The sequence below is a fragment of the Sphingomonas sp. FW306-05-A genome (assembly GCF_058782275.1).
The window spans coordinates 411,550-425,884 of sequence record NZ_JBYSXN010000001.1; the positions used below are offsets into that span (position 1 = coordinate 411,550).

The following is a 14,335-nucleotide window of genomic DNA, read 5'->3' on the forward strand; positions in this document are numbered from 1 at the left end:
GCGCGCGTTCTAGCCCGCACTGGCGGGAAGCGCAAAGCGCGCTATGATCGCGGCTTGCCGAGCCGCACGTCACGATGCGGCCGGGCAGAGTGGAGAGGTTGCCATGAACGACATGCCCGACCGTGCGCAGTTCACTGCGATGGAGCACGGCACCCAGGCCGACTGGCGCATCATCGGTGCGCATTTCGGCGATTTCGCAAAGACCTTGCCGGGGCGCGTGCTGACGCATCTCAAGTTGCTTGACGGCGATTATGGCGGGTTTCCGGTCGATCGGCTCGAGCATTCGCTGCAGACCGCGACGCGGGCGCATCTCGACGGACGCGACGAGGCGTATGTCGTGATGGCGTTGCTGCACGACATCGGCGACACGCTGGGGACGTATAACCATCCCGAAATCGCCGCCGCCATGCTGCGGCCGTTCGTGTCGGAGGAACTCCACTGGATCGCCAACACGCATGGCGTTTTCCAGGGCTATTATTTCTTCCACTACATCGGTGCGGATCGCGACTTGCGCGAGGCGTATCGCGGGCACCCGCATTTTGAGGCGTGCGCGGAATTCTGCGAAAAATACGACCAGGCGGCGTTCGACCCGGCGTTCGAGAGTGCGCCGCTTGCGTTCTTCGAGCCGATGGTCGGGCGGGTGTTCTCGCGGCCGATCAACTCGATTTACGCGAAGGCGGCGGCTGAGGCGGGAGTCGGGGCGGGGGCGTAGCGAGCGTGTGCAACCTCCGTTCGGGCTGAGCGAAGTCGAAGCCCTTGTCGCAGCGCTGGTCCTTCGACTTCGCTCAGGACGAACGGGGGTGGGTAGGGCACCAACCGCAACCGAACCTTCCTCCCAAAAAAAATGGCCGCCACTCCCGAGGAAGTGACGGCCAGGTGTCTAGGAAGCTTTCCGCGGCGCTTAGAAGGTGAAGCGCGCGCCGATGCGGATCGAGTAGAGCGACTGGTTGGTGTAAACCTGGTCGGTCGGCTGCGTGAAGTTCGCACCACCGCCGGTCGGCGAGTAGCGATACTGCGCGCACGCCTGGCCGGCATTCGCCGCGACCGTGCCCGCGCCGTCGGCGTTGCCGGCGGTGGTCAGGCACTGCACGCGAACCACGGCAGCGTTGTACGGGAAGGTGTATTCGCGGGTCTGGCCCCACTTCGGGTTGAGGAAGTTGGTGAAGTTCTCGATGTCCGCGAACAGCGTGATGCGGGACTTGCCGACATAGGTCGGCAGTTCCTGCGCCAGATGGAGATCGAGACGCGTGAACCACTTGGAGTGGAAGGCGTTGCGCGGCGCGACCTGGCCGCGATACTTGCCGAGACCCGAGGCGTCGATGAACGCGTTGACCGCGTTGCGCGTCGCGGCGTTGCTGTACGACACCAGGGGATCGTTCACCGTCGGCACGTACATCAGGTAGCGGTTGCCGCCGGCACCCGTGCCCGAGCTGACACCCGTCGTCCCGAACACCGCCGAGCGCGTGCCGCCGAAGTCCTGGAACGTGTAGCTGTACGGATGGCCGATGCGCGATTCACCGAACAGCGCGAAGGTCGTCTTATAGTCGCCGAAGAAGGCATGATCGTAGGTCAGGCTGTACTTGAAGAAGTACTTAACCTGATCGTTCGAGATGCCGTAGGCGACGTTGTTCGGATCGACGAACGCACCGTTGCTGTAGTTCGAACCAGCAGTCGACGAGGTTGCCGGCGCGGCGTCCTTGACGTCCTGATAGGTGAAGCTGCCGTTGACGTTGAGCCCAAAGTCGAACGTCTTGTCGAGGCGCGCGACCGCGATGTACGACCGGCCCTTCTTGGTGTTGGTCAGCAGGATGTCGGTGTTGGTGTCGGTGAACGCGTTCGCCCCGCCGAGGATGTTCTGGTAGCGCTGGCGGCCATCCGGGGTCAGCGATCCGGCGATCGGCTGCGAGCGGATGTCGGTGAAATACACCTGGTTGCGAACCTTCGAGTACAGGAAGTCCGCACCGAGCGTCCAGTTGTCACCCAGCGGTCCGAGGTTGGCGGTGTATTCGGTGCTGAGCGTTGCGCGCCACTGCGACGGGATCTTGAAGTTCGGATCGAGCGCGTTGGTGGTCGACGCTGGCGCCGCGTTGGTGCCGGCGAGATAGCCGTTGACCGCGCCGGGGATGCTCGTGCCCGTCACGCCGTTGAGCGCCGCGTTGCACTGCGCTGCACTTGCCAGAACGGTACAGCCGTTGGCGTTGACCGCGCGAGCGACGCTGATCGAGTTGGTCAGGATGCCGGTGTTGGAGAAGCTGTTCGACACATAGACGTCGGGGGTGCCGCCGCCGAAGATGCCGCCGCCGCCACGGATGCTCAGGCGATCGAACGGCTTCCAGTCGAAGCCGACGCGCGGCTGGAAGAGACCGAAGCCCGAGATGTTGGCGGTGTTCGCACCGATCGTCTTGCGCTCGCCGTTGACGACCGCGCCATTGGCGTAGCGTGCCAGATAGTTGGGGTTGAGCGCAGGCGTGCTGTGCATCGAATAGAGGTCATAGCGCATGCCGTAGCTGAGGTTCAGCGTCGGGGTGATCTTCCACGCGTCCATGATGCCGAAGTTCATGCTCTGGTAGCGGAACTTGGCGGCGGCATCTTCCGGCACGAGCGACGGAACCGCATTGCCGTAGGCGAACTGGTTCGCCTGGCGGTTGGTGAAGTCCGCGATCGAGTCGAAGTAATAGTTGCCTGCGCTGTTCTGCAGGAAGGAGTTGAACACCGAAACGTCCTGGACTTCGGTATACAGGCGCAGGTCGTGGTTGTTGAGCGTCAGGCGCGTCTGGACCAGGCCGCCCCACGTCTCGGTGCGCAGCGCGTTGGTCTGGCGCGAGCTGTCCGGACCGAACGAGACGACCGGCGCATTGCCGTCGCACCCGGTGATGTTGTTGCCGGCCTGCGTGTTGGTCGGGTTGGTGCAGACACGGAACTGCGCGAAGCCGCGGCCGAGCAACGGCTCCTGGATCCGCGTGTAGTTCTTGTAGAACGCACGGACTTCGGTCGAGAAGCTGTCCGACCAGGTCGAGTTCAGCTGTGCGACGCCGGTGTGCAGGCGGTTGCCCTGGATATAGGCGTTCGACGCGAGACCGAGGCCGGGGCTGCCGGTCGCCGAGTTGATGAACGTGTTGTTGAGCAGGTTGATCGCGTCATTGGCGTAGGTGTAGGTCAGCGACAGGCGCTGATCGTCGGTGATGTTCGCATCGATCTTGGCGACGACGCGGTCGTCCTTGTCGCCGAGGTTCCGCTGCACGCCGCCGGTGTCGTAATTGTAGACGCTCTTGGCGATCGCCGAGATGTTGTCGACGGTTGCCTGGCTCAGGCCCTGGACGGGGTTGCCGGCGTTATTCTCGATCGTGCCTTCGGTGATCGGACGACCACCGCGCAGCCGCTCACCTGCGACCATGAAGAACAGCTTGTCCTTGATGATCGGGCCGCTCAGCTCGGCGCCGTAGTTCTCGACCTTGAAGCTCGGGATCGCGACCTTGATGTCCTTGGTGCGGTTGCCGACGAAATCGTCGCCCGACAGCGCGTAGAAACCCGTGCCGTGGAAGTTGTTGGTGCCGCTCTTGAGCACGATGTTGATCGCGCCGCCCTGGAAGTTGCCCTGGCGGACATCATAGGGAGCGACCTGCGCCTGGAACTGGCCGATCGCGTCGAGCGGGATCGGCGAACGGCGGCTGGGGAGGCCATCGCTGTTGAGGCCGAAGTTGTCGGTGACCGCGACGCCGTCGACCGAGAAGCGGTTGAAGCGGGCGTTCTGGCCAGCGAACGACACCGAGCGGCCGCCCGAGGGGCTGTCGTCGAGGCGCGCGAACGGATCGCGACGCATCAGGTCGCGGATGTCGCGGTTGACGGTCGCGATGTTGGCGATCTGGCGCGCGTTGAGCACGGTCGCGGGACCCTGCGAGATGGTGCGGGCGCGCGGCAGGCTGGACGCGGTGACGACGATGTCGGGACCGCCTTCCGACGTTGCGGCAGCGAGCTCGATCGGCAGGTCATAGGCCTGGGCGACGATCGTGTTGACGTCGGTAACCTGTGCGGTCGAGTAGCCGGCCGCGGTGACCGAAACCGTGAACGGGCCACCGGCACGCAGGCCGCTGGCATTGTAGCTGCCATCGGCGCTGGTCGTGGTGGTCGACCGCGTGCCGGAAGCGACGTCGACGATCTCGACGCTGGCATTCGGTACCGGAACACCGGCGGCGGTAACGACACCGCGAATCGTTGCGGTGGTTTCCTGCGCACTTGCGGCAGCAGGAATGATCAGCGCCGCTACGGCCGCGCCAAGGAGCAGATTGTGTCGCATTGGGGTCCCCCTACAGGATCTCGAAAAACAGCGATCCCGGCGGGCTTGATTCCCCTGTCCGCATCGTCTGGCCGAGCCACTGCACGTGAAATATTTCGGTTGGATGACACTAGCAATGGAACTTATCGGCGAATGACAATCCGTTCATGGTGCGTTGCAAAATAGCATCACACCGAGGTTGCGACGATCTCCGCCCAGGCCGCCTCGTCGATCACGGAAATGCCTAGATCGGCTGCTTTCTTCAGTTTGGATCCGGCCCCCGGACCCGCCACGACGAGGTCGGTCTTGGCCGAAACCGATCCTGAAACCCGCGCGCCGAGCGCCTCGGCCTGAGCCTTGGCCTCATCGCGACTCATCGTTTCGAGGCTGCCGGTGAAGACCACGGTCTTGCCGGTGACCGGCGACTCGCGGGTCTGGTGGACGACGTCGAGCGGCTTCACTTCGCGCAGCAACGCCGCGACGACCGCGCGATTGTGCTGCTCGGCGAAGAATTCGAGCAGCGCGTCGGCAACTTCGGGGCCGATGCCGGCGGTCTCGATCGCGGCGGCGAGCGTCTTGCCGCGACGGAGCACGAACTTGGCGTCCGTCTCGCCGAGGACAGGCTTCGTTGCACGGCGGACGCGGAGCGCGCTGCGCACCATTGCCGCGAATCCGCGGGCGGACACATAACGCCGGGCAAGGTCGCGCGCGGTGATCTCGCCGACATGGCGAATGCCGAGCGCGAACAGGAAGCGATCGAGCCCGATCTCGCGGCGCAGGTCGATCGCGGCGATCAGCTTGTCGACGACGAGTTCGGACATGCGCTCGCGCGTGATCAGTGCCGCGCGGTGGGTGTGGAGGCGGAAGATGTCGGCGGGGGAGGCGATCAGCCCGTCGCGGAAGAACTCCTCGATCCGCACCAGCCCGAGTCCGCTGATGTCGAACGCATGGCGCGAGACGAAGTGGATCAGCCGTTCGACGCGCTGCGCGGGGCAGATGAGGCCGCCGGTGCAGCGCACGACGACTTCGCCCTCGCCGCGTTCGGCGAGCGAGCCGCATTCGGGGCAGGCCGACGGGAAGGCAAAGGCGGGGCGCTCCTCGTCGCGCGTCAGCACCTCGACGATCTGCGGGATGACGTCGCCGGCGCGCTGCAACACGACCCGGTCGCCGACCCGCGCGCCGAGCCGCTCGATCTCGTCGGCATTGTGGAGCGTCGCATTGGTGACGACGACCCCGCCGACCGTGACGGGCGCGAGCCGTGCCACCGGGGTAAGTGCGCCAGTGCGCCCGACCTGGATGTCGATTGCGGTCAGCGTCGTCTCGGCGCGTTCGGCAGGGAATTTGTGCGCGATCGCCCAGCGTGGGGTGCGGCCGACGGTGCCAAGGCGCGACTGCCAGTCAAGGCGGTCGAGCTTGTAGACCACGCCGTCGATGTCGAACGGCAGGTCGGCACGACGGTGTTCGATACCGCGATAGACGGCGAGCGCGGCGTCGGTCGTCGTCGCATGCGCAAAGCCTTCGGCGATCGGAAAGCCCCAACTGCGGATCGCCTCGACGATCTCCGCCTGCGTGTCGCCGGGAAGCGCGCTCGTTTCTCCCCAGCCCCAGGCGAAGAAGCGCAAGGGGCGCGTCGCGGTGACGGCGGCGTCCTTCTGGCGCAGCGAACCGGCGGCGGCATTACGGGGATTGGCGAACTGGCGGGCTTCCTTGCCCGTGACTTGGGCCTCGGCGAGCAGGCGGGCATTGAGCGCGGCAAAATCGGCTTTCGCCATGTACACTTCGCCGCGCACCTCGAACACATCGGACGCTCCCTCGGGCAGCGTATCGGGGATGTCGGGGATGTGGCGGACGTTGGCGGTGACGTCCTCGCCGACCTGACCATCGCCGCGCGTCAATGCCTTGACGAGTTGACCGCGTTCGTAGCGCAGCGAGCAGGACAGGCCGTCGATTTTGGGTTCGGCAGTGAGGTCGACCGGCGTTTCCGCGGGAAGGGCGAGAAACCGGCGAACACGCCCGACGAAATCCGCCACGTCCTCGTCGGTAAAAGCGTTATCGAGGCTGGTCATCGCGCGCGCGTGCGCGACCTTGGCGAGATGCGCGGCGGGGGCGGCACCGACTTGCGTATTGGGCGAGTCGCTGCGGACCAGATGCGGGAAGGCGGCTTCCAGCGCGGCATTGCGGCGGACCAGCGCGTCATAGGCGGCATCCGAAATTTCGGGCGCGTCCTGCGTGTGATAGAGGGCGTTGTGACGGGCGATCTCAGCGGCGAGGTGCGCGAGTTCAGCAGCGGCGTCGTTTTCGGAGTTGGGGGTGTCGGAGGCGGGAAGGGGAGGCGTGGCGGGCATGGCCCTGCGCTAGCGGAGGGCCGTGCCGGACATCAAGCTAATCGTCTTCGCTGGCGTCCATTTCGGCGAGGTGCTTGGCCTCTTCGTTGGTCGAACGGCGTTCCGCGGTCTTTTCGGCGCGGGTGGCCATTTCGTGCCAGGCCTTGGCAGCGCGAAGCCAGCGGCTGCGGACATTGTCGAGCGTCGCGGACGCTGCATCGGTTTCGGCCTGGATGGCGCGATCACGATAGAACAGGGCGGTGGTGTTCGTAGGATGTCTCCACGCATGAAAGAAACGCGCTCGCCGGGGGAAGCGAGCAAGGGTGCCGCCATGACGGCGACACCCCCGGATCGTGAACCGATCAGGCCTGGGCGAGCTTTACAGCCGAGACCTTGCCGCGACGATCTTCTTCCAGCTCGTACGAAACGCGCTGATCGCGATCGAGCGTCGCCATGCCGGCAGCTTCCACTGCGCTGATGTGGACGAACGCATCACCACCGCCGCCCTCAGGCGCGATGAAACCATAACCCTTGTCGGCGTTGAAGAACTTAACTGTGCCGATAGCCATAACGTATTCCTTAAGCCCGGACGGTACCCCTTTTGGGCAGCATCCGGATGGGGCCGAGATCGAAGACGAATGCGACGTCCGGCCCCGGCCGGCGCATCCGATGGCGTTTGATCAGCCGCGCGCGGAAAAACCGCTGCGGACAGGCTGACCTGAAAAGGATAATTCGAGAAACACGCGACGCGTCCGGGAGGTACAAGCGGGAGCGCGGGACGTCTCTCAGCCGCGCGATGCTTGGGAGCGGTGTCGCGCGATTTGGGTTGTCTAGCAGGTTATTACGGGGTTGTCGCGGTATTTGCAGCACGGGTGATTGTGCAGGGCTGTATTCTACCATAGCCTCGGCACAATTCGCCGCGTGGAGAACGGTTTATGATCCTGCCGATCCTTGCCGTGTTGCAACTGGCGGTACCGTCCGCCCCGCCCGCGGATTCGCACAAGAGCGTCGAACTGCCACCGCCATGGCGCCCCGCGGCGTGTCCCACCGATGCCCCGGGAAGTGACATCGTTGTGTGTGGCAAGCGTGGTGCCGCCGAGCAATACCGACTGAGACCTTTGCCTGAGCGCTATGCAAAGGTGGGTGGGCCCGGGGTCGGGGTCGATCTTGGCAACGGCGCGCGGGCGAATGTGTATACGGCACCGGGCCGCCTCAACGACAAGCGCGTCATGATGACGGTGACGATTCCGTTCTGACGACGTGTGGGGGGGCGTACCCTGCCGGTTGGGTTTGGTGGCGTCCTCCGGCAAACGACCGTCTTGCTCGCGCTAAACGCTTTCCAGCAATCGGTCCGCCTGTGCGCGCGCTTCGGGCGTGATCTCCGCGCCGGACAGCATTCGCGCGATTTCCTCACGGCGGTCAGTGTCGTCGAGCGGCGTAACGCCGGTGCGCGTGACGATACCGTCGTGCCGCTTGGCGATCAGCAGATGCTGGGCGCCGCGCGCGGCGACCTGCGGGCTGTGCGTCACGACGAGCACCTGCGTGCCGCCTGCGAGGCGCGCGAGCCGGTCGCCGATCGCACTGGCGACCGCGCCGCCGACGCCGCGGTCGATTTCGTCGAAGATCATCGTCGCCGCACTGCCCTGTTCGGCCAGCGCGACCTTGAGCGCGAGGATGAAGCGCGACAGTTCGCCGCCGCTGGCGATCTTGACGAGCGGCGCGAATGGCGCACCCGGATTGGTCGAGATCTCGAACTCGACCCGGTCCTTGCCCGCGGACGACCACGCATCGGCGGGTGCAGGCGCGACGACGGTGCGGAAGCGCGCCGCGTCGAGCTTGAGCGGCGCGAGTTCGCCGCGCACCGCCGCGTCGAGTCGTTCGGCGGCGACTGTCCGCGCCTTGGTCAATTGCGTGGCGGCGCGATCGAAGTCGGCGCGCGCGGTGGCGAGCTTGCGTTCCAGCGCGGCAATGCCTTCCTCGCCCGCGTCGAGCGCGGCGAGCTTGGCTTCGAGCTCGGCGGCGAGGCTGGCGAGATCGTCGGGCTGGACGCGATGCTTGCGTGCCATGCCGCGCAATTCGAACAGTCGCGTCTCGTCATCCTCGAGTGCGGACGGATCGAACCACAGATCGGTCTTCGCGATGCGCAACTGCTCCTCGGCAACCGCGCCCTCGATCACCGCACGATCAATCGCGGCGAGTGCCTCGGCGAGCGACTCGTGATCCTCCGCGACTCGTTCCAGCACGCGCGCGGCCTGGCGGAGTTGCGCCAATCCGCCATCCGAGCCTTCGAGCCACTGTTCGATCGCGGACAAGTCGGCGGCGATCTTTTCGGACCGTTGCATCGACCGGCGGCGTTCGGCGAGCGCCTCTTCCTCACCCGCTTCTGGCGCGAGCGCACGCAATTCGGCGACGCTGTGCTCGAGCCATTCGCGGTCGCGCGCGGCGCTTTCGATCGTCGCGTGCGCGGTCGCGAGCGCACCCTCGGCGGCGCGCCAGGCCTTGTACGCACCCGCCGCGGGACTGGCGTCGACTCGCCCGAACGCGTCGAGCAAGGCACGGTGCCCGCGCGCGTTGAGCAGGCCGCGGTCATCATGCTGGCCGTGGATCTCGACCAGATGTTGCGCCATCTCGCGCAGCAGACCCGCCGACGCGGGCTGATCGTTGACAAAGGCGCGGCTTCCGCCGTCCGCCTTGACGATGCGCCGGATCATCAACGGCTCGCCGGGTTCGGTATCGAAGCCATTCTCGGCGAGCAGCGCCGCAATCGCGCCGTCGGGGGCGGGCGTGTCGAAGGTCGCGGTGACGACTGCCTGGGTGGCGCCCTGTCGCACCAGCCCCGCCTCGCCGCGCCCGCCGAGCGCGAGCCCCAGCGCGTCGAGCAGGATGGACTTGCCCGCACCGGTTTCCCCGGTGAGCACACCAAGCCCTGCGACGAAGTGCAAGTCGAGCGCTTCGATCAGAACAACGTCGCGAATGGCCAGCGAGATCAGCATCGTGCCGTCGCCTCTAGCCTATCCCGCGCCGTTCTGGAATTGTTCTTTGTGCGCAATCCCGACGGGCCCGATCGGGGCGAGCGGACGGCACGTCGGTTACTGGCCCGGATTGGGGTTGCCCGGGTTGGTGCGCGACCCGTTGGTAGCCGGTGCCGCGCGCGTGTCGCGTTCGATGTCCTTGGACTTGGTCGGGATGCTCAAAGCGCTGGTCAGCGGGACGATCTGCTGGCCGGTCGGGATCGCCGCGACCGCGACCGGGGGATGCTCCTCCGACAGCTTGTACGCGCGCTGATACCAGGTCGTGCCCGGATAGTTGGCGCCGAGGACGGCGGCGGCCTTGCGCGCTTCGTCCGGCACGCCGAGCGCGAGCGACGTCTCGGTCAGCCGCATCAGCGCCTCGGGGACGTGGGTGGTGGTCTGGTAATCGTCGACGACGTGGCGGAACCGTCCGTTCGCCGCGAGCCACAGCCCGCGCCGTTCGTAGAACCGCCCGATTTCCATTTCTTTGCCCGCGAGGTGATCGCGCACGAGATCGACCTTGAGCCGCGCATCAGCGGCATATTTGCTGTTCGGATACCGCCGCATCAGCTCGCCGAGCGCATCGAGCGCCTGCTGCGTGATCTTCTGGTCACGGGTCACGTCGCTGATCTGCTCGTAATAGCCCAGCGAGACGAGGTAATAAGCGTAAGGCGCATCGCGGTTGCCCGGATGCACCGACAGGAAGCGCTGCGCCGACTGGATCGACGCGGTATAGTCATGCGCGAGATAATAGCTGAACGCGCTCATCAACTGCGCGCGGCGGGCCCAGACCGAATAAGGATGCTGGCGCTCGACTTCGTCGAACAAGGCTGCGGCGATCTTGTAATCGCCATTGTCGAGCCGCTGCCGTGCGGTCGTGTACAGCGTGCCCACATCGCGCGCGACATACGGAATATCGGACTTGCCACGCTTCGCGCAGCCTGCGGTGGTGAAGGCGCTGGCGGCGATCAGCGCGAGCGCTGTGGCACGAAACAGGGGCGAGCGGGCATGGGGGGTACGCATCGGGGCCGGTCTTAGCCGAAGCGTCGATCCCCGAACAATCCTTTTCACCGTGGTTTCCCGTAAGCACCCTTCCGGCTGGCGCTTTTCACTTGATCGTTTCATTGCGGGAGCGGATCACAACGCCCGAATGCTGCGTTTGCGACATTACCCCCTTCAGGAGAAACAATCCCGTGACCGCTACTCTGCTTGCCACCAAACGCGTCGAAAAGCCTTGGGGTCGCCATACCTTGTGGCCCGGTTTTGCCAATCCGCCGGCGGATGGCGAGAAGATCGGGGAGGTGTGGTTCCAGACCCCGCACGCCGGCGAACCCGACCTTCTCGTGAAGTATCTTTTCACGAGCGAAAAATTGTCGGTGCAGGTCCATCCGGACGACGCGGCGGCGCAGGCGGCGGGCTATCCGCGCGGCAAGGACGAGGCGTGGATCATCCTGGCGGCCGAACCTGATTCGACGATCGCGCTCGGGACGCTCGAGCCGATGACCAGCGAGGCGCTCCGTGCCGCATCGCTCGACGGGTCGATCGAGCATCTGCTCGACTGGAAGCCGGTCAAGGCGGGTGACTTCTTCTATTCCGAAGCAGGCACCGTCCACGCGATCGGTGCAGGCGTCACGCTGGTCGAGATCCAGCAGAACGTCGATCTGACGTATCGCCTGTATGATTATGGCAGCGACCGCGAACTGCATCTCGACGAGGGCGTGAAGGTCTCGGACCCTGTGCCGTTCGTTCCGTTGCCGACCCCTGCGCAGGACGGGACCGACCGTACCGTGCTCGCGGAAGGCCCGAAGTTCGTGATCGAACGCTTTGCAGGCGGTGAGCACGTGGTGGAATTGCCGGCCGGGCTGACCGGCTGGCTGGTGCCGCTGACCGGCGCGGGCGTCGTCGACGGCGTCGCGTTCAAGGCGGGCGAGTGCCTGACGCTCGAAGGCCGCTGCGAGATCAAGGCCGATGCGGGCAGCGACCTGACGCTGTCGTATCCGGGCAACAAGCGCGTCTGATTACGGTGTCGCCGCCTCGGGACTGTCCCGAAGCGGCGGCCTTCAGACCTGCAAGCCGACCGCACGCTGTGCCGCCGACAATGTGGGGGCGGCCAGCGTCGCGGCGCGGGCCGCTCCGTCCGTGAGCACTGCGCCGACCGCGGCGCGATCCTCGAGCAAGGCGGTCAGCCGGTCACGGATCGGCGCAAGCGTCGCGACCGCGAGATCCGCGAGCGCCGGCTTGAACGCCCCGAACCCCTGACCGGCATAGCGCGCGAGCACCGCGTCCGGCGTGGAGCCTTCCAGCGCCGCGTAGATCGTCACCAGATTACGCGCCTCGGCACGGTCTGCCAGACCCGCGACTTCGCCGGGGAGCGCATCCGCATCGCTCTTGGCCTTGCGGATCTTGCTCGAGATCAGATCGTCGCTGTCGACCAGATTGATCCGCGAGGCATCCGACGGATCGGACTTGGACATCTTCGCGGTCGCATCGCGCAAGCTCATGATGCGGGGCGCGGCCTTGGAGATCAACGGCTCCGGCAGGACGAAGGTGTCACCGTAATCGGTGTTGAACTTGACCGCGATGTCTCGCGCCAGTTCCAGATGCTGCTTCTGGTCCTCGCCGACGGGGACGTGCGTCGCCTGATACAGCAGCACATCGGCGGCCTGGAGCACCGGATAAGTGAACAGCCCGACGCTCTGCGTTTCGCCTTTCTTGCCCGCCTTGTCCTTCCACTGCGTCATCCGGCTGAGCCACCCCATCCGCGCGGTCCCGCCGAGGATCCAGTGCAGTGCGCTGTGTGCGGGCACGCGCGCCTGGTTGAACAGGATCGAGCGCTTCGGATCGATTCCGCACGCCAGCAGCGTCGCCGCCATCTCGGTGGTGTTCGCATCGAGTTCTGCAGGGACTACCGGCTGCGACAAGGCGTGGAGATCGGCGAGGAAGAACAGGCAGTCGTCGCCCGCGGGGATCGAGTCCTGCAGCGCGACCCACTGCCGGATCGCGCCGAGATAGTTGCCGAGGTGGAGGTTGCCGGTTGGCTGGATGCCGGAGACGACGCGCATGATAAGGTCTCGTAGGTCAGGCGCGCTTGCGCCGCAGGAAGGATAGATCGTCGCGGCTGAACGCCCCGAGCACGAAGGTCATGATCGCATAGACCAGCCCGCCAGCGCCGACCAGCACGACCATTGCGCCCGTCCGGATCAGCCAGCTGCCATGCGTATAAGGCGCGAACAGCCCCTGCAGCAGCCACAGGATCACCCCCATCGCGAGCGCCGCGAGCGCGAGCCGCCATGCGCGCCGCCGCAACCGCGCGTCCGGCTCGAAATGCCCGCGCAGGCGCAGCGTGCGATACAGCAGCGCAACGTTGAAGGTGGACGCGAGCGCGGTCGCGAGCGGCGGGCCCATGTGCTTGAGCGGAACGATCAGCGCGAGGTTGAGCAGCAGGTTCACCCCCATCGACATGGTCGCGAAGCGCACCGGCGTCTTCGTGTCCGACCGCGCGTAGAAACCCGGCGTCAGCACCTTGACCAGAATGTAGCTGGGGAGGCCGACCGAAAAGGCGGCCAGCGCCTGCGCGGTATAGAGTGTGTCGAGCGCACTGTATTTGCCATGCTCGAACAGCGCGGCGACGATCGGCGCACCGCACAGCACCAGCGCGACGGTCGCGGGCAGGGTGAGGAGCAACGCCAGTTCCAGCCCGCGGTTCTGCGTCGTCATTGCGGTCGCATCCTCGCCCGCCGCGAGTTGACGCGAGATCAGCGGGAGCAGCACCGTGCCCAGCCCGATCCCGATCAGCCCGAGCGGAAGCTGATTCACGCGGTCCGCCAGGTAGATATAGGTGACCGAGCCATGCGGGAGCAGCGACGCGGCAAGCGCTGTCGAGACGACGAGGTTGATCTGCACCGCGCCCGCGCCCGCCGCCGCCGGAAGGATCAGCGACAGCATCTTCTTCACGTCCGCGGTGAGGCGCGGTGCCTTGAACCCGAGGCGGACGCCGTTGGCGCGGCACGCCCAGATCAGCCAGGCGAGCTGCAACACACCCGATACGCTCACCGCGATCGCCTGGTTGCGCGCGGTGCCCGCCGGGTCACTCGCGTGGAACAGCAGCAGCGCGGCGATCAGCGTCAGGTTGAGCAGGATCGGTGCGGCGGCATTGACCCAGAACTTCTGGAGCGAATTGAGGATTCCGCCCAGCAGCGACACGACGCTGATGAGCATCAGATACGGGATCGTCAGCCGCGACAGCATCACCGCAAAATCGAACCGTTCGGGGCCGACGTCGTTGAACCCGCCGCCTGACAGCACGTACGTCACCGGCCATGCGGCCAGTTCGAGCACGACGGTCATCACGATCAGGATCGGCAGCAGCACCGACAGCACGTCGCGCGCGAAAGCGAGGCCGGTGGGCAGCCCGTCGCCCGCCTTGTCGCCGACCTTCTGGTTGAACATCGGAATGAACGCCGCCGAAAACGCGCCCTCCGCGAACAGCGCGCGGAACAGGTTGGGGAGGCGGAAGGCGACGAGGAACGCGTCGGAGGCAAAGCCTGCGCCGACATAGCGCGCGAACAGCGAGTCGCGGACGAGGCCGAGGATCCGGCTCGCGAGCGTCAGGCTGCCGATCGATCCGAGCGCGCGGGTTAGGTTCATCGAGTCGGGCCGCTTTCCAAGATCAAATGTTCGCGCGGCCCGGTGGCCCCCCGGCGTGACGCCGGGGGACGATCAACGGT

The 14,335-nt window shown here is 66.0% G+C and carries 10 protein-coding genes; 3 read left to right on the plus strand and 7 right to left on the minus strand.

Annotated features, from left to right (window positions below; genetic code table 11):
- The first annotated feature begins 112 nt into the window (after window positions 1-112).
- Window positions 113-712: an HD domain-containing protein gene (locus AC3WJR_RS01900; RefSeq protein ID WP_492724114.1), complete on the plus strand. Its 600-nt coding sequence runs from the start codon at window positions 113-115 to the stop codon at window positions 710-712.
- A 189-nt stretch (window positions 713-901) separates the two neighbouring features.
- On the opposite strand, the gene AC3WJR_RS01905 is transcribed toward AC3WJR_RS01900, so the two are convergent.
- The 3 genes from AC3WJR_RS01905 to AC3WJR_RS01915 form a co-directional block, all read right to left on the minus strand.
- Entirely contained in the window at window positions 902-4,294 is a 3,393-nt protein-coding gene (locus AC3WJR_RS01905) for a TonB-dependent receptor (RefSeq protein ID WP_492721803.1), read from the minus strand.
- A 167-nt stretch (window positions 4,295-4,461) separates the two neighbouring features.
- A complete protein-coding gene (gene ligA, locus AC3WJR_RS01910) occupies window positions 4,462-6,618 on the minus strand; it encodes an NAD-dependent DNA ligase LigA (protein ID WP_492721805.1) in 2,157 nt (718 codons plus the stop codon).
- A 341-nt stretch (window positions 6,619-6,959) separates the two neighbouring features.
- Window positions 6,960-7,166, minus strand: a complete 207-nt coding sequence (locus tag AC3WJR_RS01915) for a cold-shock protein (protein WP_010164742.1) — start codon at window positions 7,164-7,166, stop codon at window positions 6,960-6,962.
- Between the two features lie 366 nt (window positions 7,167-7,532).
- Here AC3WJR_RS01915 and AC3WJR_RS01920 point away from each other — a divergent pair, with 366 nt between their 5' ends.
- The gene (locus tag AC3WJR_RS01920; protein WP_492721806.1) at window positions 7,533-7,853 is read left to right on the plus strand and encodes a hypothetical protein; all 321 of its coding nucleotides are present in this window, start codon (window positions 7,533-7,535) and stop codon (window positions 7,851-7,853) included.
- A gap of 72 nt (window positions 7,854-7,925) precedes the next feature.
- Here the strand turns inward: AC3WJR_RS01920 and recN are convergent, their stop codons facing one another.
- Complete coding sequence (gene recN, locus AC3WJR_RS01925; protein ID WP_492721807.1) at window positions 7,926-9,590, minus strand: DNA repair protein RecN; 1,665 nt, start codon at window positions 9,588-9,590, stop codon at window positions 7,926-7,928.
- Window positions 9,591-9,686: 96 nt separating this feature from the next.
- Window positions 9,687-10,631 carry an outer membrane protein assembly factor BamD gene (locus AC3WJR_RS01930; protein WP_354279502.1) on the minus strand — a complete coding sequence of 315 codons (945 nt, stop codon included), beginning with the start codon at window positions 10,629-10,631 and terminating at the stop codon, window positions 9,687-9,689.
- A gap of 170 nt (window positions 10,632-10,801) precedes the next feature.
- Here AC3WJR_RS01930 and AC3WJR_RS01935 point away from each other — a divergent pair, with 170 nt between their 5' ends.
- On the plus strand, window positions 10,802-11,626 hold the full coding sequence (locus tag AC3WJR_RS01935) for a class I mannose-6-phosphate isomerase (protein WP_492721809.1): 825 nt from the start codon (window positions 10,802-10,804) through the stop codon (window positions 11,624-11,626).
- A 42-nt stretch (window positions 11,627-11,668) separates the two neighbouring features.
- On the opposite strand, the gene trpS is transcribed toward AC3WJR_RS01935, so the two are convergent.
- Together trpS and murJ are read right to left on the minus strand one after the other, a co-directional pair.
- Window positions 11,669-12,670, minus strand: a complete 1,002-nt coding sequence (gene trpS / locus AC3WJR_RS01940; protein WP_492721811.1) for a tryptophan--tRNA ligase — start codon at window positions 12,668-12,670, stop codon at window positions 11,669-11,671.
- 16 nt (window positions 12,671-12,686) lie between these two features.
- Window positions 12,687-14,255: a murein biosynthesis integral membrane protein MurJ gene (murJ, locus tag AC3WJR_RS01945; RefSeq protein ID WP_492721812.1), complete on the minus strand. Its 1,569-nt coding sequence runs from the start codon at window positions 14,253-14,255 to the stop codon at window positions 12,687-12,689.
- Between the last annotated feature and the right edge of the window lie 80 nt (window positions 14,256-14,335).

Bases quoted from the DNA above. Each gene is read 5' to 3' on its own strand.
- murJ (WP_492721812.1), bottom strand. From the start codon at position 14,255: ATGAACCTAACCCGCGCGCTCGGATCGATCGGCAGCCTGACGCTCGCG.
- AC3WJR_RS01920 (WP_492721806.1), top strand. From the start codon at position 7,533: ATGATCCTGCCGATCCTTGCCGTGTTGCAACTGGCGGTACCGTCCGCC.
- trpS (WP_492721811.1), bottom strand. From the start codon at position 12,670: ATGCGCGTCGTCTCCGGCATCCAGCCAACCGGCAACCTCCACCTCGGC.
- ligA (WP_492721805.1), bottom strand. From the start codon at position 6,618: ATGCCCGCCACGCCTCCCCTTCCCGCCTCCGACACCCCCAACTCCGAA.
- AC3WJR_RS01915 (WP_010164742.1), bottom strand. From the start codon at position 7,166: ATGGCTATCGGCACAGTTAAGTTCTTCAACGCCGACAAGGGTTATGGT.
- recN (WP_492721807.1), bottom strand. From the start codon at position 9,590: ATGCTGATCTCGCTGGCCATTCGCGACGTTGTTCTGATCGAAGCGCTC.
- AC3WJR_RS01900 (WP_492724114.1), top strand. From the start codon at position 113: ATGCCCGACCGTGCGCAGTTCACTGCGATGGAGCACGGCACCCAGGCC.
- AC3WJR_RS01905 (WP_492721803.1), bottom strand. From the start codon at position 4,294: ATGCGACACAATCTGCTCCTTGGCGCGGCCGTAGCGGCGCTGATCATT.
- AC3WJR_RS01930 (WP_354279502.1), bottom strand. From the start codon at position 10,631: ATGCGTACCCCCCATGCCCGCTCGCCCCTGTTTCGTGCCACAGCGCTC.